Below are 22,598 nucleotides of genomic sequence, written 5' to 3'. Positions count from 1 at the left end.
TTATTAGCTTATCACCTTGAAAAATACGTACCTAAAAAAAAAGATGGTTAAAAGCTTATTGCTGCTGATATTAGCCGCAATAGGTACAATGCGCGCTTATGCGCAAGCTACTGCCGATAGCATTAAGCTGGCTATTGAGCCCGGATACAATAATGTGAGCGGCACCCATCGTTTTTTTCTTGGTGAAAACTACCGTAAACTTTGGGCAGCGCCGGTGACACTGCGCATTTTTCATATCCAAACAGAAAAAGGCGGTTTAAAAATTCTGCAAAAAGGCGGCGGTCAGCAAACCAAATCATTACGCCTGCAAGACCCAACCGGGCAGCAATGGGTATTAAGAACTATCCAAAAATATCCCGAAAAAGGATTACCGCCAAGTTTACGGCCAACAGTAGCTAAGGATATCCTGCAAGACCAGGTTTCTGCCGCACATCCATTTTCGGCTTTAACCGTGCCGCCATTGGCTGCGGCGTTGGGCATACCTCACTCCAATCCCGAAATTGTTTACGTGCCCGATGATGCTGCATTAGGCGATTATCGCAAGGATTTTGCCAACCAGGTTTTCTTGTTTGAAGAGCGTGAACCGCTGGATGCCGAAAAAACCGACAACACCGATAAAGTGCAGCGAAAATTACAGGCCGACAATGATAACCAGGTTGATGAAAAAACCGTGCTGCGCGCCCGCCTGCTGGATATGCTGCTGGGCGATTGGGACAGGCACGAAGACCAATGGCGCTGGGAAAAACTGGAAGGCGAAATGGGAGCCACCTATGAACCTGTGCCACGTGATCGCGACCAGGTTTATTACAAAACTTCGGGGCTATTTCCGTGGATAGTAGCGCACCAGTGGCTCAAATCAAAGTTTCAGGGCTATAGTGACGAAATAAGGGACATCAACGGCTGGAATTTTAACGCACGCTATTTTGATCGCTATTTTCTGAATCAATTAAGCGAAGAGGATTGGAAGGAACAGATAGCCTTTGTGCAAAATAAACTAACCGATAACCTGATAAAAAGCGCAGTTAAACGGATGCCCGATACCATTTTTAAACTTTCGGGTGCCGAAATCATCGGCAAAATGATTGCCCGCAGGAACATACTGGATAAGCAGGCCATGGAATACTATCGTTTTATAGCCAAACAGGTAGAGATACCTGCAAGTGATAAAACAGATAAATTTACCGTTAACAGTGAAGCGGGAGGCAACCTTACTGTTACCGTTAACAAGATCAAGAAAGACGGCAGCATTGATAAAATAACCTACAAACGCACTTTTAAACCAAATGTAACCGAAGAGGTAAGGTTATACGGTTTTGCCGGTGACGATCAGTTTGTAGTTACAGGCAGCAACCCATCGCCTATAAAGGTGCGGATGGTTGGTGGTGATGGGGTAGATAGTTTTTACGTAGATAAAAACCTGCACAATAAAAGCAGCCTGTACGTGTACGACAGGTCGGATCAGCAGAATAAATTACCATCATCTTCGGATGCGAAGATTCGCACGTCAACAGATACGGCGGTAAATCAGTATGATAAAAAGAGTTTTAAATTCGACCGGTTTGAGCCAATTGTACTGGCCAATTATAGCCCGGACTTAGGGATCTCATTGATAGCCGGGTTATCCTGGGAAAAGCATGGATTCAGGAAAGAGCCTTATGCCTTCCGTGATGAATTCCTTGTTAATTATAACCTGGGCAGGCAATCATTCATGCTGACGTATAGCGCCGATTGGAAAAAGGCCATAGGTAATAATGATCTGGGTATTAATATCAAATCGTTGGGCCCGCACAACCTCAGTAACTTTTTTGGCATAGGCAACAATACCGTTTTTGAAAACGAGGGTGATAAGGAGATCAGCTATTATCGTAACCGATACGATTTCGTTACCGCCAATGTATCGCTTAGTCAAACCAATAATAACTGGCAGTTTAGTGAGGGCATCGCCGGGCAATATTATAACAGTAGTGCTTCAAACAATGCTAATCGCTTTTTAAACGGCTATAATCAGGCTAATCCCGATCAAAATGTTTTTGGCACAAAATTCTATACGGGCGTTGTGGCCAGCGCCCGGCTGGATACCCGCAATAAAGCAACCATCCCCACTAAAGGTATTTTATGGAATACTACCATTGGCGGCTACACCGGTTTAAGCAAAAACAGCCATAGCACCTACGGGCAAATCCTATCGGAGTTTAGCTTTTATCTCAATCCTGATAAGGATTCGGTATTGGTAATAGCCAACAGAACGGGCCTTGGCACTACGGTTGGCAATGCCACGTATTTTCAGTTGATGAAACTTGGCGGTGCGCAAAATTTCCGTGGTTTCCACACAAACCGGTTTACGGGCAAGTCTATCGCCTATAACAATCTCGAATTACGCCTTAAAGTATTGGATTTTACATCATACCTGCTGCCAGGTTCCTTAGGTATTATAGGTTTTAACGATGTAGGCCGCGTTTGGGTACCCGGCGAAAAGTCAGATCAATGGCATGATGGCTATGGCGGCGGGTTTTACGTTATCCCCGCCCAGTTGGTATTAATTGAGGCCGTGATGGGCTTTTCCAAAGAGGGATCGTTGCCTTATATTACTATTGGGTTAAGGTTTTAGAAAAGCCCCTCCCAAACCCTCCCCGGTAGGGCTACCGTGTGTACACATCTTTTAGGATCGTATCACTAAATGAAAACGTTGTCATTTCGAACGAACTGGGGTGGATTTTGAGCATTGGCGTGAGGAGAAATCTTATGCGTCATGCTTGCAAACTTGCGCGGTGCAAATCGTATAAGATTTCTCTTTCGCTCTCCCGCACAACCCCACACATACTCTATCGAAATGACAATTCTCTTTACTTAGAGAGATGTGTACACACAGTAGCCGGTAGGGAGGGCTATAAAAGATAAACTGGAAATCAAAACCTGCCAGCAAAATCAAAAGTCTCCCCTCCCGGGGGAGATTTAGAGGGGGCTGGGGCTCGTGCCTTACAGCAACAATATATCAATCTGGTGGGCATGAACCATATTTACCACCGGCGACCATGCAAAAACTGTAAACCTGCCATCCTGCGAAGCCACCAACGCTATGGCATCCTTTTGATCGAACACAAATTGTGCTGCCGATAAATGCCTGGTGCCGCCGTTTTGCGCCGGGTGGATCACCCTGGTGGAGCAGCCAACAACAGGCTCGGTTACCACAATTTCTTCTACACGGGTGCTTTTTGATGAACGGCCTATTTTAGCACCAAAGGCCAGCAATTCATGTTTGTCATTAATTACGGTTGCACCATCTATTGATGTTAAACCTCCGATAGTGTCAACAGCACGGCGCAATTTTTCCTGCCAGGGCGTATGGTACTTTTCAATCCCCTCGTGTATCATCAAATCGGTAAGGCCGGAGAATGCCGGGGAAACAGGGTAGGATATAGGCTGAATGATAGATTCCAGCCAGTCGTCGCTGCCGGATGGCACCACCAACAAAATACCGCCCCGTTTGTGGGCCTGCATTGATGCAGCTAACTGTACCAGCACATTCACCGGATCGTTCCATGATGATGGCAGTGTAAAATCAAGCATCGACGTAAGTATGTTGGGGCAGTCAGACAAAGTCGATCCGTTTTCATCAACCACCTTTATTTCGTCGCCTTTTAAAATGGCAATATTTAAAAATTTGCCAAACCCATCAACCCGGCGGTGCTTTATCACCAATAGGCCAGGCTCAATTACTTCCAAAACAAAGCAATAAGCAGGTATAGCAAGGGTTGTTCCCCAAACATACAGCTCACCGTCCTCTAAACAAACGCCAAGGTGGATACCTGGCTGCTGTACTGCCGAAGCAAATTTAGTAAGTATATTAGGCGCCAGCTTAATTTTATGGCCAAACAATAAAGGTTGCCCGGCGCTTTCAGGCGGTAAAAAAGCAAGTGTAAACTTTGGCGAATAACCTTCTTCGCGGCGCAAACTTGCCCAGAAAGCTAAATCTATAAGGGTTTCAATAGTTTGTATATCAGGCGTAAGGCCAACCTCGGCAGGGTTATCAGCCGCTAATGAATGAAAATGCTTAAAATGCCGTTCAATTGCCGGGGCAATTTTTCGGGCTGCTTTATAGGTTGGTTCAGAGGTAATTGTCCTTGATTCCATGCTGTTTTTAAGATGATGCCTGCCGGTATGGCCGGTTAAAAAAGATTGTCTACCAAAAATAAGCCATAAAAGCTGCCAACACAAACAAATGCCTCAAAATTGCAATTAAGCGATAATTGAGATAAATACGCTTTACAGATACCGCCCAAGGGCAAGCGTTTCTAATAGGGTTAACATAACTTAACATATTTCAGATAAAATATTTGTAAATACCTAATAATCAATATTTTATTTTTATCATGGTTAACACTAAACTGATAGCGCAATTTAGGCGCATCCAAATATTTGTGCCTGTTGTTGACCAATACAAGTCCCTTCGGTACCTCGATCATTTAACCAGGATCAGGCAATAAAAACAGTGTGTCATTTGATGCTTATATCTTCCTTACGCCATAGGCTTATTCCTTCAGTTATTAAATAACAGCTTATCGCCGTTAATTATTTAGACGCGGTTGCCCTGGATACCGCCCTTACTTTTTTTGCAGCGCTTCCCGTAAAATAGGATAGTTTCAAACCTGGCCCTCCCGCCAGAAACTTTAAGCCGCATCCGTAAACAGCTGGCAGGCAAATAATTTATTTTTACTTTTGCCGCATGGACAACACCAGTGTTGCTAACAGGGCTAAACTACGTACCGGCATCAGTATTTTTTTCTTTATTTCGGGGTTTGGGTACTCATCATGGGCATCGCGCATCCCATCACTGCAACAGCAGTTACATTTAAACGAAGCAGAATTAGGTGCGGTTTTATTTGCCCTGCCAATCGGCCTGATGCTTACCATGCCTATCACCTCTAAAATGCTCAGGCATTTCAGTAGCCGCAGCATTATGTTTTTCGGGATAACTGCATTTACTTTGTTGCTTTGCCTGCCTGGCTTTACTGCCTATATGTGGGAGCTTATTCTGGTGTTGTTTTTTATAGGCTCAACGCGTAACGTAATTGCCATAACGGTAAACGCGCAGGCAGTGGGGGTGCAAGCTATGTATGATAAACCTATCATGGTTACTTTTCATGGCATCTGGAGCCTGGCGGGTTTTGCCGGGGCGGCAGTAGGCTATATTATGGTTTATTTTAATGTTGCGCCAACCTATCACCTTATTGGTGTAAGTGTTGTACTGTTTATACTAACACTCTGGTTTTATCCCAGCTCCCTTGAGCAAGCTCCTTACGGCCAAAGCAACACTACCGTTTTTTCATTCCCCGATAAAGATCTGCTCAAATTCGCGCTCATCGCATTTGCCTGTATGGCCTGCGAAAACACGATGTATGACTGGAGCAGCATTTATTTTCAAAAAGCGTTGCATGCACCTAAAGCTACCTCAACAGCTGCCTTTGTAGTTTATATGTTTTTTATGACCCTTGGGCGCTTTACCGGCGATAGGATAGTGGCTGCCACCAGTATTAAAAAAGTATTGAACTTTAGCGGCGTATTTATTTTACTTGGTTTTTTAATGGCCGTGCTTTTACCTTACCTATATACCGCCCTTATTGGTTATGCCATGGTTGGCATGGGTATTTCCTGTGTAGTACCATTGGTATTCAGTATGGCGGGCCGGTCAAAAACCTTAAAAAGCGGGCAGGCCCTGGCGGCAATATCTACCGTAAGCTATCTTGGCTTTTTAATTATCCCGCCGTTTGTTGGCTTTGTAGCCCAGGCTGCCGGTTTACGCTGGGCATTTGGGATAGTATCGGGCTTCGGCGCACTCATTATCATGATGGTTGCCCGCATTAAAGAAGAAGCGGAAGCCGACGAAGTTTTGGCATAATTCATTTTAATCCTGCAAAATCCTTAAATCGTGCCAAAACATTATTGGCGCAATTTTATTGGTTATATTGAACAATCAAAACTGTTAGCATGAACCAAACTCCATCGTTAAAAGATCAATCGGCCCTGGTAACAGGCGCCGATAGCGGTATAGGTAAAGGCGTTGCCCTGGCGCTGGCGGCCGCGGGTGCCAAAGTAGTAATCAATTATGCGCATAACCAGGCAGCTGCCGAGGAGGTTGTTGCACAAATAACAGCCTCTGGCGGCGAGGCCTTCGCAGTGCAGGCCGACGTAAGCCACGAAGACGAAGTAAAAGCCATGTTTGCGCAAATGTTTGCGCGCTACCATACAATAGACATATTGGTTAATAATGCCGGACTGCAAAAAGATTCCAAATTTGTAGATATGAAGCTGGCGGATTGGAACACGGTAATCAGCATCAACCTTACCGGCCAGTTTTTATGCTCGCGCGAGGCCGCCAAAGAATTTATCCGCAGGGGAGTAGTTGAAGAAAGAAGCGTGGCTGCCGGCAAAATCATTTGTATGAGCAGCGTACATGAAGTAATTCCCTGGGCCGGGCATGTTAACTATGCCGCCAGTAAAGGTGGCATCAGTATGTTTATGAAAAGTATAGCCCAGGAGCTTGCGCCTCATAAAATCAGGGTTGTTGGCATTGGGCCGGGCGCTATTCAAACCCCGATCAACAAATCGGCCTGGGATACACCCGAAGCGCTGAACAAATTACTAACCCTGATACCTTATAACCGGATAGGCAAACCTGGCGATATTGGGCAGCTGGCAGCCTGGCTGGCATCAGACCAGGCCGACTATATAACCGGTACCACCATATTTATGGATGGGGGCATGACTTTATACCCCGGATTTGCCGACAACGGTTAACCCAATGTAAATTAAATATAAATATATTGGTTTACACCTTGCTAAATCGATATTAACCTGTTTTTGTGCTGAAGATATTGTAATATGTACACTAAGTAAATTGCGAAAAATTAAATTTTATACGTCAATTTGACTGTTATTATCAAATATTCATAAAAATTAAATTTTATTTGCCAAATTTATAACATTAGCCTATTTTTGTTGTGGATTTAAAATTTAACATAACATGAAAAAGATATTTATTACTACCGCAATAGCCGCTTTATTAAGCGTTAATGTATTCGCTGCCGATGGCGGTAAAAAAGCTGACGGAGGTGCAAATGTATCATACGTAGCATTGCATGGTTTTACTGTTGACTTTGCTGATGCAACAGACGTAAACTGGACAGTAACTAAAAATTGCCAAAAAGCATCATTCACTGTTGATGGCGTAAGGAAAACTGCTTTTTACAACCTTAGCGGCGAGTACCTTGGTGTAACTCAACGCGTTGACGTTAAAGCCATCCCAGCTAAAACGATGAAACAAATCAACAAAGATTACGCTGGTTACGAAGTTGGCGAAGTAATTGTTTACCAGGCTAACACCGAAGTAAATTCAAACATCGATGCTACTTCATACTTTGTTGATCTTAAAAACGACAAACACGAAGTGCTTGTAAGGATAACCCAACAAGCAAACCTTGAGTTTTTTCAACAAGTAAAGTAATTCTTTTAAAAAATCACAACTATTGCAAGCCATCCTGGTATCCGGGGTGGCTTTTTTGCTTGAAACGATTTATCAAGGGGGAATCAAATAAATAAAAGCATGCACTTGATGTGTTTCAGTTCAAATAATCATTCGGCTTTTGAACGCTGGCTACGACTCACCCGGTCGAGGCTGCGCCCGACCACCCTCTCTCCGGCTGCGCCGCAAAGAGGGTGAAGCTCTTTTTTTATTTTTTTGCCCCTCTATGCGCGAAGTGATTGTTGCACAACTAAGCGCATACGTCGCAAAATTTCAAATCTTGTCGATCAACCTTCTGAGATTTTAATATTCAGCTATTGCCAAAAGCAAGTTAGTCGATATTCAAATCTCAGGGCGTCAAACCGCCATAAAACATGCACTTTTTTTTGCAACCTTAGTTGTGCAACACTCACGCGAAGCGGAGAGAGGGGCAGACGGGCGCAGCCTCGTCGGGGTGAGTCGACGCCGATATGCGATATCCGTCATTCCTCCTTCAGAATTTCACGAAATTTTACCACTTATAATGACATCATTGTAAATTATTGATTATCAATATTGTTTTTTTTGTAGAGACGCATAATTGCGTCTCTACAAAAGCCTCATTTGCAGCAATGTCATTTCTGTTTTTTTCAGCCAAACTGGTGATTACTACCAATGACAGACCTTTTTACAATCTCATTTTTCCCTTCAATATTTCGCAGAATTTTCCATTCGGGCTAAAGGCAGCATTTTGTCCCTGGAAATTTATTGGAGGATTACAGATTTGAAGCCAAAAGTTACCTGTTTAATGCATTTAGATTTAGCTAAACCGATTTATTAGCGTTTCAATTCTTTAATATATTGTAAAATATACACTAAGTGTATTGCTAAAAATTAAATTTTACACTATAAATCATCTAAAATTATAAAATATTCATAAAAATTAAATTATAGTTGCCAAATTTATAATATTAGTCTATTTTTGTTATGGATTTAAAATTTAAAGCAACATGAAAAAGATATTTTTAACAACCGCAATTGCCGCTTTATTAAGTGTTAATGTATTTGCTGCCGATGGCGGTAAAAAGAATGATGGAGGTACTAACGTATCATACATAGCCTTACATGGTTTCACCGTTGACTTTGCTGATGCAAAAGATGTGAACTGGACTGTAACTAAAAATACCCAGAAAGCAACATTTACTGTTGATGGCGTAAGGAAAACTGCTTTTTACAACCTTAACGGTGAGTACCTTGGTGTAACTCAACGCGTTGACGTTAAAGCCATCCCCGCTAAAACAATGAAACAAATCAGCAAAGATTACGCTGGTTACGACGTTAATGAAGTAATTGTTTACCAGGCTAACACCGATATCAATTCAAACATTGATGCTACTTCATATTTTGTTGATCTTAAGAACGACAAACACGAAGTACTTGTAAGGATAACTCAACAAGCAAACCTTGAGTTTTTTCAACAAGTGAAATAATTCTTCAAAAAATACTTTCATACAAGCCATTCCAATTATCGGGATGGCTTTTTTATTTTATGATAATTGCAATAATTATATTTTATCAAACAACTTGGCTGTTTATGACTTTATAAAGTATTAGTTAATATATTTTATAATTATTATGCCAAAGACCATTATCGTATCTAACCGGTTGCCTGTAAAAATCTCTAAAACCGATAGCGACTATAATTTATCATCAAGCGAGGGAGGCTTAGCTACCGGCTTAGGTTCAATTTACAAACAAGGTGATAACGTATGGATAGGCTGGCCCGGCGTTGAAATTACAGAACAAGAGGATAAAGATACCGTAACCCAACAGTTAAAAGAGTTAAGCCTGGTGCCCGTTTTTCTTGACCAGGAAGAGATTAACCAATATTATGAGGGTTTCTCGAACGAGGTTTTATGGCCCGTTTTTCATTACTACGCATCTACTTATGCCACCTACAAACAATCAAACTGGGATTATTATCAGGCAGTTAACAAAAAATTCAGAGATGTAATACTGACTATCGCCGAGCCCGGCGATGTTATATGGGTACATGACTACCAGTTGCTGTTGCTGCCTGCCCTGGTGAGGCAGGAAATACCTGATGTTTCTATCGGATTTTTTCTTCATATTCCATTCCCATCGCACGAGATGTTTAGATTAATTCCCTGGCGATCGGAATTATTGGAAGGAATGCTTGGGGCCGATTTGATTGGCCTGCATACCTTTGACGATGTAAGGCATTTTTTAGGTGCCACAACCCGTATTTTGCCGGTAACATCTTCGGCAAATATCATAGCGACGGGCGAACGATCAATAGTAGTCGAATCGTTTCCCATGGGTATTGACGAGCAAAAATACGCATCGTTACCATTGCAGGACGATGTAAAACACCAGGTAGAACTGATCAAGAATAACTTTAAGGATGGTAAACTGATACTATCTGTTGACAGGCTTGATTACAGCAAAGGCATATTACAACGGCTTGCGGCATTTGAATTATTGCTGCAATTGTGCCCCGAATGTATTGAAAATATAGCCCTTTATATGATAGTGGTGCCATCGCGCGATACAGTGCCGCAGTATGCACACCTGCGCGATGAGATTGATAAAAAAGTGGGCAACATCAATTCCATTTATCGCACTATGGATTGGAGTCCTATTCACTATTACTACAGATCGTTCCCCCTCGAAACGCTTGCAGCCTTATATGCCACTGCCGATGTTTGCCTGGTTACGCCAATGCGCGATGGGATGAATTTGGTAAGTAAAGAATATGTAGCCAGTCGCGTAAATAATGATGGAGTATTGATTATGAGCGAGATGGCTGGCGCATCTAAAGAATTAATAGATGCGATAATTGTAAATCCCAATAATACTGGCGAGGTATGCAGGGCGATATTACAGGCAATTAACATGCCGCTTGATGAGCAAAAAAAGCGTATGATTCCAATGCGCCAGTTAGTGGCCAAATTTAACATCAGGCATTGGGTTAAAATTTTTATGGACAGGCTTAAGGAAGTGAAATTGATGCAACGTTCATTGCAAACCAGGCACGTAAGTAACACTACCGAGCAATCCATCATTAACCGCTACAGTAAAACCAAAAAGCGCATAATTTTTTTAGATTATGATGGGACACTGGTTGGGTTCAGATCGGACATTGAGCAGGCCAGCCCCGATAAAGAGCTTTATAACATTATTCAAAAACTTACTGAAGACCCTACCAACCAGGTAGTGCTCATCAGCGGCCGGAAACATGAAAACCTCGACGAGTGGTTTCAACACACAGATATGTATCTGATAGCCGAGCACGGTTCCTGGTTCAAACAGCCGGGTACTACCTGGCATAAAATAGCCGGCCTATCTGACCAATGGAAGCACGATATATACCCATTATTGGAAACCTATGTAGATCGCACTCCTGGATCGTTTATCGAAGAGAAAACATACTCACTGGTATGGCATTACCGCAAAGCCCAGGCAGGTCTGGGCGAGCTAAGGGCAGGGGAGTTGATGAATAACCTCAAGTACCTGGCCAGCGATAAAGGGTTACAGCTATTGGCAGGGGATAAGGTACTGGAAGTGAAGAATATGGATATCAACAAAGGCAAAGCAGCTTTAACCCTGACAGAGGGTAAAGATTATGATTTTGTGATAGCCTTTGGCGACGACTATACCGACGAGGATATTTTTAAAGCCCTGCCAGAAAGCGCCATTACAATTAAGGTGGGCAGTAATCTGTCGGCGGCTAAATTCTACCTGCGCAATCCGCAAGAGGTACGAAAACTGCTCACCAGTTTTACCAAACAATACGTAGGACAAAATTCAGGAATTTTGCAAGATTAATGCAGATGTGCAGATTTCAAATGTGCAGATTTCAGATTTCAAAGCCTGGTAAAACTTCGTTAATGACGAACTTTTACCAGGCGTTAATCAAAAAAAAACTGTCAATCCTGCAAAATCCTTAAATCGTGTTAAGGGTGAGAACCTGTCTAAATTTGATTTAGATTATTTATGTATCATATAAAAATCATTGCCGTTGACTTTAGTCAACGGAATAATGACTAAAAGGCGAATGGCTTTAGCCAAATTCCACTGAATATTTTGGCTAAAGCCAGCAACGATACCTTCTTTTACCGTTGACTAAAGTCAACGGCAATAAATAAATCTCGTTTTTAGACAGCTTCTTAGAGGAAGATGGGCCTATCCAACTTAATAGCTATCCTGTAAGCCGCGTTCATTAATCCCACATGGCTGTATGCCTGCGGAAAGTTTCCCCATTGGCTGCCGTCATTTTCATCCACATCCTCGCTGAAAAGCAACAGGTGATTAGAGTATTTGAGCAGGTTGCCAAACTCGCGCTGGGCATCATCAATGCGGCCAACACTGGCCAGCGCTTCAACGTACCAGAATGCGCAGATAAGGAAAGTGGTTTTAGGTTTGCCAAAATCATCCTTGTATAAGTACCTGTAAAATAATCCATTAGTTGCCTTTAGCTCATTTTCAAGTGCAATTAAATGATCCTTTGCACGCTGCGATGTTGGATCGAGGTAATTCATCATAATAAGCTGCAAGGTACTGGCATCCAGGTTTGAACTGCCTGCCGAGTTGGTGTATACCTTCCTGACGGGATCATAACAGCTTTCAATATGCGCGGCCGCGCGTTCTTTTAAAGCTATAGCCTTATCAATCAGTTCTTTATTATCTATCGTACGTGCCATTTTTTCGGCAGCTGATGCTCCTGCCCATTGAAACAAATTACTGTAACAGTGAATGTTGGCCATGTTACGGAACTCCCAGATGCCGGCATCTTTCTCGTCAATTGTAAATTCAATCTTATTCAGCAAAAACTCAATCCATCGTACCGAGTCTTTCCTTTCGGAGAAAACAAAGCGATGATCGGTATAAAGCGGTAACATAGAAATCATTACCTGCCCGTAAATGTCGTTCTGTATATGTTCTGATGCCTGGTTGCCAACGCGTACCGGCTGGTTGCCCAGGTAGCCTTCCAAATCGGTTAAAACAATTTCTACCAGATCTTTTTTACCGGTAATGCTATACAGTGGCTGGTAGCGCTCATTTGTTGAAAAAGATATGTCGGTGACGTAACTAAAATATCGCTCCATTTCTTCAAAATGGCCAATGTGGTTAAGTGCGGTTATCACATAGTAGGTATCGCGCAGCCAGCAGTACCTATAATCCCAATTACGGCCACTTCCCGGCGATTCCGGTAAACTGGTAGTGCTGGCTGCAATAATGGCTCCAGTGTCCTCAAACTGGTGTATTTTCAAAGCCAGCCCGGACCGGATTACATATGGTTGAAAATAAGTGGCGATAGAGGAGTGTTTGATCCACGTGCGCCAGTATTGGATAGTTTCGGATAAAAAACGCTCGGCAGTCGTAGTCAGTGGCGCTTCCAATGGTTCGCCATAGGTGAGGGCCAGGTATTTGATTTCGTTAAGCACAAAGGGCTGCCCGTCAAAAACATAGCTGATGGGAATATTGGTGGTTAGCCGGATGTTTTCTTCGCCGCCCAGGTATTGAATGTGATTACTACCGCGGTTTACCCTAAGTTTCACAGCGCCGTATTCAGACACCGGCTCACATTTTACTTTAACCCTCGGCGATCCTTCAATAGCTTCAATTTTCCTGAATAGCATCAAAGGTTTATAATAGCGCTGGTGCTGGTAAAAACGGGGAGCAAAATCGGTTACCCGATACATGCCGCCTGAAGCCGGACTAATTTCGGTTATTAACACATTGGTATTCTCGAGGTAATACTGATGGGACGTAAATTCTCCTTCAGGTAAAATGGAAAACTCGCCGCCTTTTTTCTTGTCCAGTAAACCACCAAAAATAAAAGTACTGTCAAATCGCGGCCAGCAAAGCCATTCTATATTGGTGTTTTTGTGTATGTGCGCCAAAAAAGCGCAGTTTCCAATTATCCCGGTATCGTATGTATGTCGTGCCATTAATGTTAGTTTTTAGCCTGGTTCAATTGTTCAACAACATACCTTGTGTAATGTTGGCGTAAAAAGTGGTATAATTTCTGATTAATTTGGATTTGTTAATTAATGTATATTAACTTAGTAGACTTTAATCTACTTAAATTATAATTTAGTCATGAGTTTACGATTAGGCGATAAAGCCCCCAATTTTCAAGCAAAAACCTCGGCAGGAGAAATAGACTTTTACGAATACCTTGGCGATAGCTGGGGAGTATTATTCTCGCACCCAGGCGATTATACACCTGTTTGTACTACCGAACTTGGTAAAACCGCGGCGTTAAAAGATGAATTTGCTAAACGCAATGTTAAAGTTTTAGCACTAAGTGTTGATTCGGTCGAATCACATACCGGCTGGATAAGCGATATTAACGAAACGCAGGGAGTAGAGGTAAACTTCCCGATTATTGCCGATGAAGACCGTAAAATTTCTGAAGCTTACGATATGATCCACCCCAACGCGTCTGTAAACGCAACGGTGCGCTCGTTGTTTGTTATCGGGCCCGATAAAGCCGTAAAGTTAATTATTACTTATCCTGCATCAACCGGGCGTAATTTCCAGGAGATTTTAAGGGTTATTGATTCGTTGCAGTTAACGGCCAATTACGGTGTTGCTACACCAGCCGATTGGAAAGACGGAGAAGACGTTGTTGTGGTACCTGCTACCAAGACAGAAGACATCCCGGCCAAATTTCCAAAGGGTTTCACACTCATAAAACCCTACTTACGCACTACTCCGCAACCAAATAAATAATTTTATTTGGTTTATTAATTATTTTATATATTTGAAAAAGATAGGGTTATCTATTCCGTCTGAACATTAAAACCATTTTATTTTCAGTTTGGCTTTAGTTTTTAATCTCACAACAATTTTTTAATACGATAATTATAATTATGAAAACTGGAAAAGTAAAATGGTTTAACACACAAAAGGGTTACGGCTTTATTGTTACCGAAGATGGTAAAGATCTTTTTGTACACTTTAAGGATGTGCAAGGTGGCGTAAATGCCATTAAAGATAACGATAGCGTTACTTATGAAGTGGAAGAAGGCAGAAAAGGATTACAGGCAGTAAATGTTAAAAAAGCATAAATAACCAAAGTTCTTGATAAAAGACCTCTGCATACACAGGGGTTTTTTTTGTGCTATTTTTTTGAAACTATATGTATAATTCTGCTACTTTAGCCATCCAATTATTATAATTATGACTGATGTTACCGCCGCTAAGGCCACCAGGAACATGATATTCCTTGTACTTGTTGCTTCCCTGGGTTATTTTGTTGATATCTATGATCTGCTGGTTTTTTCGATAGTACGTATTTCAAGCCTTAAAGATCTGGGATTGAATGAACAGCAAATTACCGATAAAGGTCAATTTATTATCAGCGTGCAAATGTTTGGCTTGTTACTTGGCGGAATCATGTGGGGCATTATAGGTGATAAACTCGGGCGAATAAAGGTACTTTTTGGTTCTATATTACTTTATTCAATCGCCAATTTTGCCAATGGCCTTGTTCATGATGTAAATACGTATGCTATTGTCCGTTTTATAGCGGGAATTGGCCTTGCCGGTGAATTAGGAGCAGGTATTACACTGGTAAGCGAAACTTTAAGTAAGGAAAACAGGGGATATGGCACCATGATGGTAGCTGTAATAGGTCTTTTTGGCGCAACTGCTGCTTACGCTGTAGCAAAGTTTGGATGGCGTAATGCTTATTTTGTTGGCGGCGGCCTGGGTATTTTACTTTTGCTTTTGCGGATAGGCACCTTTGAATCGGGCATGTTTAAAAACGAAAAAAACAGCGGTGCATCTAAAGGCAACATCCTGATTTTATTGACAAACTGGACGCGGTTTAAAAAGTATCTGTTTTGTATACTTATAGGCGCGCCGTTGTGGTATGTTGTAGGGGTGCTTATTAGTTTTTCGGATAAATTTGGCATTGCTTTAGGTGCTAAAACACTTATTAAGCCCGGCGATGGTATTTTTTATAGCTATATAGGTATTGCAGTGGGCGATGTTGTTGCGGGCCTGCTTGCGCAGTTTACAAAATCAAGAAAGCTTACCATGGCAACTTTTTTACTGCTGTCGTTGGTGAGTGTTCACTTTTACCTGAGCAGTAAGGGAATTACTCCAGAGAAATTTGCTGTGCTAAGCTTTTTTATGGGATGCACAGTAGGATATTGGGCCACTTTTGTTACGATAGCCTCAGAGCAATTCGGGACAAATATCCGCTCGACAGTTACTACTACCGTACCAAATTTCGTTCGGGGACTGCTAATTCCGATCATAATGGTGTTTAACCTTTTTAAAGTACATTACGGAGATATCACAGCTGGCTATATCATGATGGGGCTACTTACTATTATTTCGTTACTTTCGTTAAGTCAGCTAAAGGAAACTTTTGGTAAGGATTTGGATTATGTAGAGATAAGTTAGGGTTGGTGAATAGTTTATTAAGTTCGATTGGTTGATTAGGTTAGAAACCTTAACTATCGCAACCCGGGTAACTTCTGTTTTTTATATCCGATGCTAACCACTCACCCAATCAACCAATCACTTAATCAACCAAAAAAATTACATTTGCATTAATGATTAGCAAAGAACAAATAGCTGCAGACTACCAACAGATACAGGACGAGATATGTACGGCGCTTGAATTGACAGATGGGCTGGCCACGTTTGAAGAAGAAAAATGGGAGCGGGAAGGCGGCGGCGGCGGCCGTACGCGTGTTATCCAAAACGGCAATATTTTTGAAAAGGGGGGCGTTAACTTTTCGGCCGTGCATGGCCAACTACCCGATAGCATGAAAAGAGCGTTACAGGTAGAATCTGATGACTTTTTTGCAACGGGCGTTTCTATCGTGATTCACCCAAATCATCCGATGGTACCTATCATTCACATGAACATCCGTTACTTTGAAATGCCTTCATCTATGAACGGTAATAGCCAACCTATCCGGTGGTTTGGCGGCGGTATCGATCTTACCCCGCATTACGTCATTGAGGAGGATGCAAGGTTTTTTCATACCAGCTTAAAAGCTGTCTGCGATAATTACTATCATGATTTTTATCACCGGTTTAAACTTTGGGCCGATGATTATTTTTACATCAAACACCGAAACGAAACCAGGGGTATAGGTGGTGTTTTTTATGACAGGCTGACTGCCAATGACGAATTATCGTGGGAGAATATTTTCGATTTTTCGAAAGCGTTAGGTCGTTCTTTTATCCCAACTTATACCGAATTGGTAAACCGTAACCGTAGTAAATCTTTTACCGAACAAGAGCAGTTGTGGCAATACCAGCGCCGCAGCCGCTATGCCGAGTTTAACCTGGTTTATGACGCCGGCACCAAATTTGGCCTGGAAACCAATGGCCGTATCGAATCAATATTAATGAGCCTGCCGCCAACAGCCAAGTGGGTGTATAACTACCAGGCAACGCCGGGCAGCGAGGAAGAAAAAACACTATCTTTATTAAAAAAAGGAATTAACTGGGCTTAATATCATTACCTATGAAAAAGCTTGTACTGCCAATTTTAACAATTTGCTTTTTGTGCTCCTTTGCCGCAATGGATTACCCACTTAAAGGCGTATGGGAATATAGGGGAGGTGTTGTTAACGGCAAAACGGATAGCGCTTCAACCGCTTATACTTTACTGCGCACATATGATAAATTGCATTATAAAGCCGTTTTAAAGGAAAAGGGGGAGAAGGATGTGGTTTACGAAAAAGGAGATTATCAATTGCAGGCCGATACTTGTTTTGAAACACAAACCTACAGCCTGCAATCCTCAGAATTGCTCAATAAAGTAGTGAAATATACTTATACAATTAGTAATGATACACTTAAATTATTCACCGTTTTACCCAACGGTAATAAGATTGAAGATCACTGGGTGAAAATCAAATAAACCAAACCTGCAACGTTAATAAATTAGCTGGTGTGCATAAATTATGCATGCATATTGTTGCCAAAATTGGCACATTAGTCAACTATTTTCTTAACTTCGCAGGTCGTTTAAAAATCAATTTTTAACACGAAAAACAGAGAGAAGGTTCTACAAATAAATAAAAATGGCTGACGATAATTCAAGCAAAGAAGACAGAATAATTTCGATAAATATTGATGAGGAAATGCGATCTGCGTACATTGATTATTCAATGTCGGTGATTGTTTCCAGGGCGCTGCCCGATGTTCGCGACGGACTGAAACCCGTACACAGGCGTGTGTTATTTGGCATGCTTGATTTGGGCTTAAATAATAACAAGCCCTACAAAAAATCGGCCCGTATAGTGGGCGAGGTGATGGGTAAATATCACCCACATGGTGATAAATCTGTTTACGATACCATGGTACGTATGGCCCAGGAGTGGAGCCTGCGTTACTTACTGGTAGAAGGACAAGGTAACTACGGCTCGATAGATGGCGACGAACCTGCAGCAATGCGTTATACCGAGGCCCGCTTACAAAAGCTTGCTGAAGAGATGCTGGCCGACATTAACAAGGATACCATAGATTTTCAATTAAACTTCGACGACTCGTTACAGGAACCAACCGTTTTACCTGCTAAATTCCCTAACCTTTTGGTTAACGGAGCTTCGGGTATAGCGGTGGGTATGGCCACCAATATGGCACCCCATAATTTATCGGAGGTTATTGATGCCACCATGGCATTAATTGATAACCGCCAGATAGAGGTTACCGAGCTAATGAAATACGTAAAAGGCCCCGATTTCCCTACAGGCGGTATCATTTATGGTTTTGAAGGTCCGCGTGAGGCATTAGAGACAGGCCGGGGCAGGATTGTTATCCGCTCGCGTGCCGAGATTGAGACCCACGGAAACGACAGGGAACGCATTATTGTTACCGAAGTACCTTACCAGGTAAACAAAGCGTTGATGATTGAGCGCACCGCCGAACTGGTGAACGATAAAAAACTGGAAGGCATTTCTGCCATCCGCGATGAATCGAGCAGGGAGGGTATCCGCATAGTTTATGAGATAAAACGCGAAGCTAATGCAGCTATCGTACTAAATAACCTATTCAAATACACCGCGTTACAAACATCATTTAGTGTAAACAACATCGCACTGGTTAATGGCCGCCCGATGATGCTGAACCTGAAGGACCTGATTCACCACTTTGTGGAGCACAGGCACGAGGTTGTTATCCGCCGTACCAAATTTGAACTTGCAGAAGCCGAAAAACGCGCCCATATTTTAGAGGGCTTATTAATCGCCTTAGATCATTTGGATGAAGTTATCCGACTGATCCGCGCATCGCAAACACCTGATGAAGCAAGGGAAGGCTTAATGGCCCAGTTTGGATTAAGTGATATCCAGGCGCGTGCCATATTGGATATGACACTTCGCCGATTAACCGGACTTGAGCGTGACAAAATTAAGGATGAATACGCAGCCTTAATGAAACTGATTGAACACTTGAAATCTATCCTGGCCGACGAAAGCTTAAGGATGCAGATCATTAAAGATGAACTGTTAGAGATCAAAGAGAAATACGGTGACGAGCGCCGTACCGAAATGGTGCACTCATCTGCCGAGATGCAGACTGAAGACTTTATTGAGGATGAAGATGTGGTTATCACCATATCGCGCGAAGGTTACATTAAACGTACGCCTTTAACCGAGTATCGCCGCCAGGGCAGGGGTGGTAAAGGTTCTATCGGAAGTAACAGCCGCGATGCTGATTTTATCGAGCATCTGCTTGTTGCATCCAATCACAACTACATGCTGTTCTTTACCGAATCGGGCCAGTGTTACTGGTTACGTGTATTTGAAATCCCCGAAGGAACGCGTACTTCAAAAGGACGTGCTATACAAAATATCATCAATATCCCTAAGGAGGAAAACATTAAAGCATACATCAAGCTGATTAGCCTTAAGGATAAAGAATACCTGGAAAACAATTTTATTATCATGTGTACCAAGAAAGGTACCATCAAGAAAACTTCTTTAGAGGCTTATTCCCGTCCGCGTGCTAATGGTATCAATGCTATTAACATTAACGAGGGCGATTCCTTATTAGAAGCAACCTTAACTACAGGCAGCAGCGAAATTGTTATGGCGCTTAAATCGGGCAGGGCTATCCGCTTCAACGAATCTACTGTCAGACCGATGGGGCGTACCGCAACGGGTGTTCGTGGTATTACTTTGGATGACGAAACAGATGAGGTTGTTGGCATGATCAGTATCAACGACAGTGAAACAACGGTGTTGGTAGTGTCAGAGAAGGGCTACGGTAAACGTACCGATATTGACGACTACAGGGTAACCAACCGCGGTGGTAAAGGTGTAAAAACTTTAAATATTACCGAAAAAACCGGAAACCTTGTTGCTATAAAAGGTGTTACTGATAAAGAGGATTTGATGATCATCAACAAATCGGGAATTATTATCCGTATAGCCGTAAGTGAACTGCGCACAATGGGCAGGGCTACACAAGGTGTACGCCTGATAACGCTTAAGGGTAACGACGAGATTGCTTCGGTTGCTAAAATTGAGCACGACGAGGATGAAGAGAAAGAAATTGATGAAAATGCAGAAGCAGGTGCAGCCGATGAAAACGAGGCGACCGAAAATAGCGAAGAATCAAAAACTGACGAACCACCAACTGAATAACAAATATGCAGTGCCGTAAAATTGTTTTATCGGTTTTAATACCATTCATGACTACAACTTTTGCCTTCGCACAATCCGAAGCGCTTAAAGTTGTAGTTAATAACCTGGCTTTCTATAAGCAAAATAAAGATTTGAAATACCTGCGGGCAGCCAAAAAATCGGCCGACAGCCTGGTGGTTACCAAATCAGATTCAGCAGATTTAGCCAGGAATACTTACCGGGCATTAATCAACGCAAGTATTTTATTTATCGATTCTGCAAATACGCTTGGGCAGCCTGCCACGTTATTAGCGCAGACATCAGATCTTACCGACAAGCTTGCGGCCAAAAGCAAGATATACAATTATCAGCCCGAAATGGATTATGTAAAACGTTGCCTTGCTAACGTTTATATCAGGAAAGGATTTGAATTTGTAAATAATTCTGACTTCGCTAATGGGCGGCAATCATTTGAAAATGCCAAAAAATATGCGCCCAATTTTAAGCAAATCAATGATTACATCGCCTATGCAAATAACAAGATGGGGAATTTGGTAGATGCTGCTAAGTATTACAGTAATTTATTAGCGGTAGACAGCACCCGTACCGAGTATATTGAAACGGCATCAAGTATTTATAAATCATTGGGCGATACAGCAAAAGCGCTTCAAGTACTCAAAAAAGGGCGGAAACTTGTACCTAATGACAGGTTTTTATTGCTGGATGAAGCCAATATCTACAACAATTTAAAGGATTATAAATCATTAGAGCCATTAATTGCGCAACTACTTGATATTAATTCAAATAACGCCGATATTGCATTTGTAGCCGCCAATTGCTACGATCATCTGAACAAATACGACCAGGCCGAATCGCTTTATTTACATACTATTGAGTTAAATGGGTCGGCTTATGATCCGGCACTTAACCTGGGGTTATTGTACTTAAAGGAAAGCGCTTTGGCAAAGCAGGAGGGGGAGAGCGATAGAAATATTGGGATGGCTATTCAGTGGCTCGAAAAGGCCAACGAAATATCCCCGGGCAATGTGAAAGGTTTACAGGCGTTGCAAATTGCATACGCTAAAACCAATAACAAAGATCAACTTGATAAAATAAACAATAAATTAAAACAGCTAACTAACTAATAAAACATGAAAATCAAACTTTTGATGGCGGGCCTGCTGGGCTTAGTTTCCGCAACAGCGTTTGCGCAAAAAGGCGAATTGAACACTGCCAAATCAGAATATGAAAAGTATGAAGGCTTAAGGGGCACACCTTTGGCCAAAGCAAGTTTAACTACTGCACGCACTTCTATCGACAAAGCAGCTGCTAACGAAAAAACGGCTTCATTGCCGCTTACTTACGCGTTAAAAGGTGTAATTTACTCTACCTATGCCAACCTGGATTCAGTAGCAGCTACTTCGTTACCGTTGTTTACAACTGCAGAAGAAGCGTTAAAAAAAGCTAAAGAGTTGGATACTAAAGGCGAAAATAAACAACTTATTGACGCAGGTAACTTAAATTTGGCCCAATACCAGCTTACAAAAGGCGTTGCCGAATACGGAAGTGGTAAATATGACCTTGCCTATAAATCGTTTGATTATTATCGCACTATATTGCCCGAAGATACCAATGCTATTTATTACACCGGTTTATCGGCGGCAAATTCAAAAAATTATCCTGCAGCCATATCAAACTACACTAAACTGGTTACAACCAAATTTTCAAAAGTACAAGGTGTATACCTTGATCTTTCGTCTGTTTACCTGTTAAATGCCGATACAGCCAATGCACTAAAAACGGTTAGCGAAGGCGTAGCTAAATATCCCAATAATGCCGAACTACGCAAAAGAGAAATTGAGATAAGCCTGCAAACTGGCAAAGAAAAAGAAGTTTTGGATAAAATACAAAGCGCGTTAACAGCCGATCCTAAAAACAAAACTTTATATTATTATGCTGGTTTAACATATTCGCAAACTGCAGAAGCAATTACAAAAGAACAAGGCAAAGCAAAAGACGCTGCTACAAAAGCCAAATTACAAGCAGGCAAAGTCGAAAACTATAACAAAGCGGCAGAAATGTACAAAAAGGCATTAGAGATAGATCCTAACTATTTTGAAGCCAATCTGAATTTAGGCTACGTTATCATTAATCCTGCTATCGACGATTATAACGCTGCCAATAAATTGCCGGCCAACAAACAAAAAGAATACGATGTAGCTATTGCGAAAGCAAAAGCTCAGTTTGAAGCAGCAAAACCATACTTGTTAAAAGCTGCGGATTTAAATCCAAAGTCTATTGATGCATTAACAAACTTGCGTACTTATTACCTGGGCGTAAAGGACGAAGCAAATGCAGCTAAAATAAAGGCACAGATAGAGGCATTACCAAAGCAATAAAATATATTAAAAAGAGAGAGGCTTTCATGGTAAAGCCTCTCTCTTTTTAATATATTTATTTAACATAATGTT

16 protein-coding genes are annotated in these 22,598 nt (G+C 42.0%); 14 read left to right on the top strand and 2 right to left on the bottom strand.

The features are described 5' to 3' along the window. Window positions 1-16: 16 nt before the first annotated feature. Window positions 17-2,608 carry a BamA/TamA family outer membrane protein gene (locus ACFGVS_RS04215; RefSeq protein ID WP_439697593.1) on the top strand — a complete coding sequence of 864 codons (2,592 nt, stop codon included), beginning with the start codon at window positions 17-19 and terminating at the stop codon, window positions 2,606-2,608. A 368-nt stretch (window positions 2,609-2,976) separates the two neighbouring features. Here the strand turns inward: ACFGVS_RS04215 and ACFGVS_RS04210 are convergent, their stop codons facing one another. Then, entirely contained in the window at window positions 2,977-4,131 is a 1,155-nt protein-coding gene (locus ACFGVS_RS04210; protein WP_439697592.1) for a putative sensor domain DACNV-containing protein, read from the bottom strand. A 592-nt stretch (window positions 4,132-4,723) separates the two neighbouring features. On the opposite strand from ACFGVS_RS04210, the gene ACFGVS_RS04205 reads away from it, so the two are divergent. From ACFGVS_RS04205 to ACFGVS_RS04185, 5 genes are all read left to right on the top strand, one after another. After that, entirely contained in the window at window positions 4,724-5,896 is a 1,173-nt protein-coding gene (locus tag ACFGVS_RS04205) for an MFS transporter (RefSeq protein WP_439697591.1), read from the top strand. Window positions 5,897-5,985: 89 nt separating this feature from the next. Then, window positions 5,986-6,795 (top strand): glucose 1-dehydrogenase, encoded by an 810-nt coding sequence (locus tag ACFGVS_RS04200; RefSeq protein WP_439697590.1) that lies wholly within the window; start codon window positions 5,986-5,988, stop codon window positions 6,793-6,795. Between the two features lie 226 nt (window positions 6,796-7,021). Then, window positions 7,022-7,501 carry a hypothetical protein gene (locus tag ACFGVS_RS04195; RefSeq protein ID WP_090650346.1) on the top strand — a complete coding sequence of 160 codons (480 nt, stop codon included), beginning with the start codon at window positions 7,022-7,024 and terminating at the stop codon, window positions 7,499-7,501. A 1,007-nt stretch (window positions 7,502-8,508) separates the two neighbouring features. After that, the gene (locus tag ACFGVS_RS04190; RefSeq protein ID WP_439697589.1) at window positions 8,509-8,988 is read left to right on the top strand and encodes a hypothetical protein; all 480 of its coding nucleotides are present in this window, start codon (window positions 8,509-8,511) and stop codon (window positions 8,986-8,988) included. Window positions 8,989-9,133: 145 nt separating this feature from the next. Further along, the gene (locus tag ACFGVS_RS04185) at window positions 9,134-11,347 is read left to right on the top strand and encodes a bifunctional alpha,alpha-trehalose-phosphate synthase (UDP-forming)/trehalose-phosphatase (RefSeq protein ID WP_439697588.1); all 2,214 of its coding nucleotides are present in this window, start codon (window positions 9,134-9,136) and stop codon (window positions 11,345-11,347) included. A gap of 341 nt (window positions 11,348-11,688) precedes the next feature. On the opposite strand, the gene ACFGVS_RS04180 is transcribed toward ACFGVS_RS04185, so the two are convergent. Further along, on the bottom strand, window positions 11,689-13,473 hold the full coding sequence (locus ACFGVS_RS04180; RefSeq protein ID WP_439697587.1) for a glycoside hydrolase family 15 protein: 1,785 nt from the start codon (window positions 13,471-13,473) through the stop codon (window positions 11,689-11,691). A 151-nt stretch (window positions 13,474-13,624) separates the two neighbouring features. Here ACFGVS_RS04180 and ACFGVS_RS04175 point away from each other — a divergent pair, with 151 nt between their 5' ends. The 8 genes from ACFGVS_RS04175 (at window position 13,625) to ACFGVS_RS04140 (ending at window position 22,526) form a co-directional block, all read left to right on the top strand. Continuing rightward, a complete protein-coding gene (locus ACFGVS_RS04175; protein WP_439697586.1) occupies window positions 13,625-14,260 on the top strand; it encodes a peroxiredoxin in 636 nt (211 codons plus the stop codon). A gap of 140 nt (window positions 14,261-14,400) precedes the next feature. Beyond that, window positions 14,401-14,598, top strand: coding sequence for a cold-shock protein (locus ACFGVS_RS04170; RefSeq protein ID WP_090650362.1), 198 nt, complete (start codon window positions 14,401-14,403; stop codon window positions 14,596-14,598). A gap of 112 nt (window positions 14,599-14,710) precedes the next feature. Beyond that, on the top strand, window positions 14,711-15,943 hold the full coding sequence (locus ACFGVS_RS04165) for an MFS transporter (protein ID WP_439697585.1): 1,233 nt from the start codon (window positions 14,711-14,713) through the stop codon (window positions 15,941-15,943). A gap of 152 nt (window positions 15,944-16,095) precedes the next feature. Continuing rightward, entirely contained in the window at window positions 16,096-17,010 is a 915-nt protein-coding gene (hemF, locus tag ACFGVS_RS04160; protein WP_439697584.1) for an oxygen-dependent coproporphyrinogen oxidase, read from the top strand. A gap of 11 nt (window positions 17,011-17,021) precedes the next feature. Further along, complete coding sequence (locus ACFGVS_RS04155) at window positions 17,022-17,420, top strand: hypothetical protein (protein WP_274213399.1); 399 nt, start codon at window positions 17,022-17,024, stop codon at window positions 17,418-17,420. Between the two features lie 163 nt (window positions 17,421-17,583). Further along, complete coding sequence (gene gyrA / locus ACFGVS_RS04150) at window positions 17,584-20,148, top strand: DNA gyrase subunit A (protein ID WP_439697583.1); 2,565 nt, start codon at window positions 17,584-17,586, stop codon at window positions 20,146-20,148. A 47-nt stretch (window positions 20,149-20,195) separates the two neighbouring features. Continuing rightward, window positions 20,196-21,272 carry a tetratricopeptide repeat protein gene (locus tag ACFGVS_RS04145; RefSeq protein WP_439697582.1) on the top strand — a complete coding sequence of 359 codons (1,077 nt, stop codon included), beginning with the start codon at window positions 20,196-20,198 and terminating at the stop codon, window positions 21,270-21,272. Window positions 21,273-21,278: 6 nt separating this feature from the next. Beyond that, entirely contained in the window at window positions 21,279-22,526 is a 1,248-nt protein-coding gene (locus ACFGVS_RS04140; protein WP_439697581.1) for a tetratricopeptide repeat protein, read from the top strand. Window positions 22,527-22,598: the final 72 nt, after the last annotated feature.

The sequence above is a fragment of the Mucilaginibacter sediminis genome (assembly GCF_051903035.1).
Taxonomy (GTDB): domain Bacteria; phylum Bacteroidota; class Bacteroidia; order Sphingobacteriales; family Sphingobacteriaceae; genus Mucilaginibacter.
The sequence above is the reverse complement of the archived record's forward strand: the minus strand, read 5'-3'. Positions and strand labels throughout refer to the sequence as shown.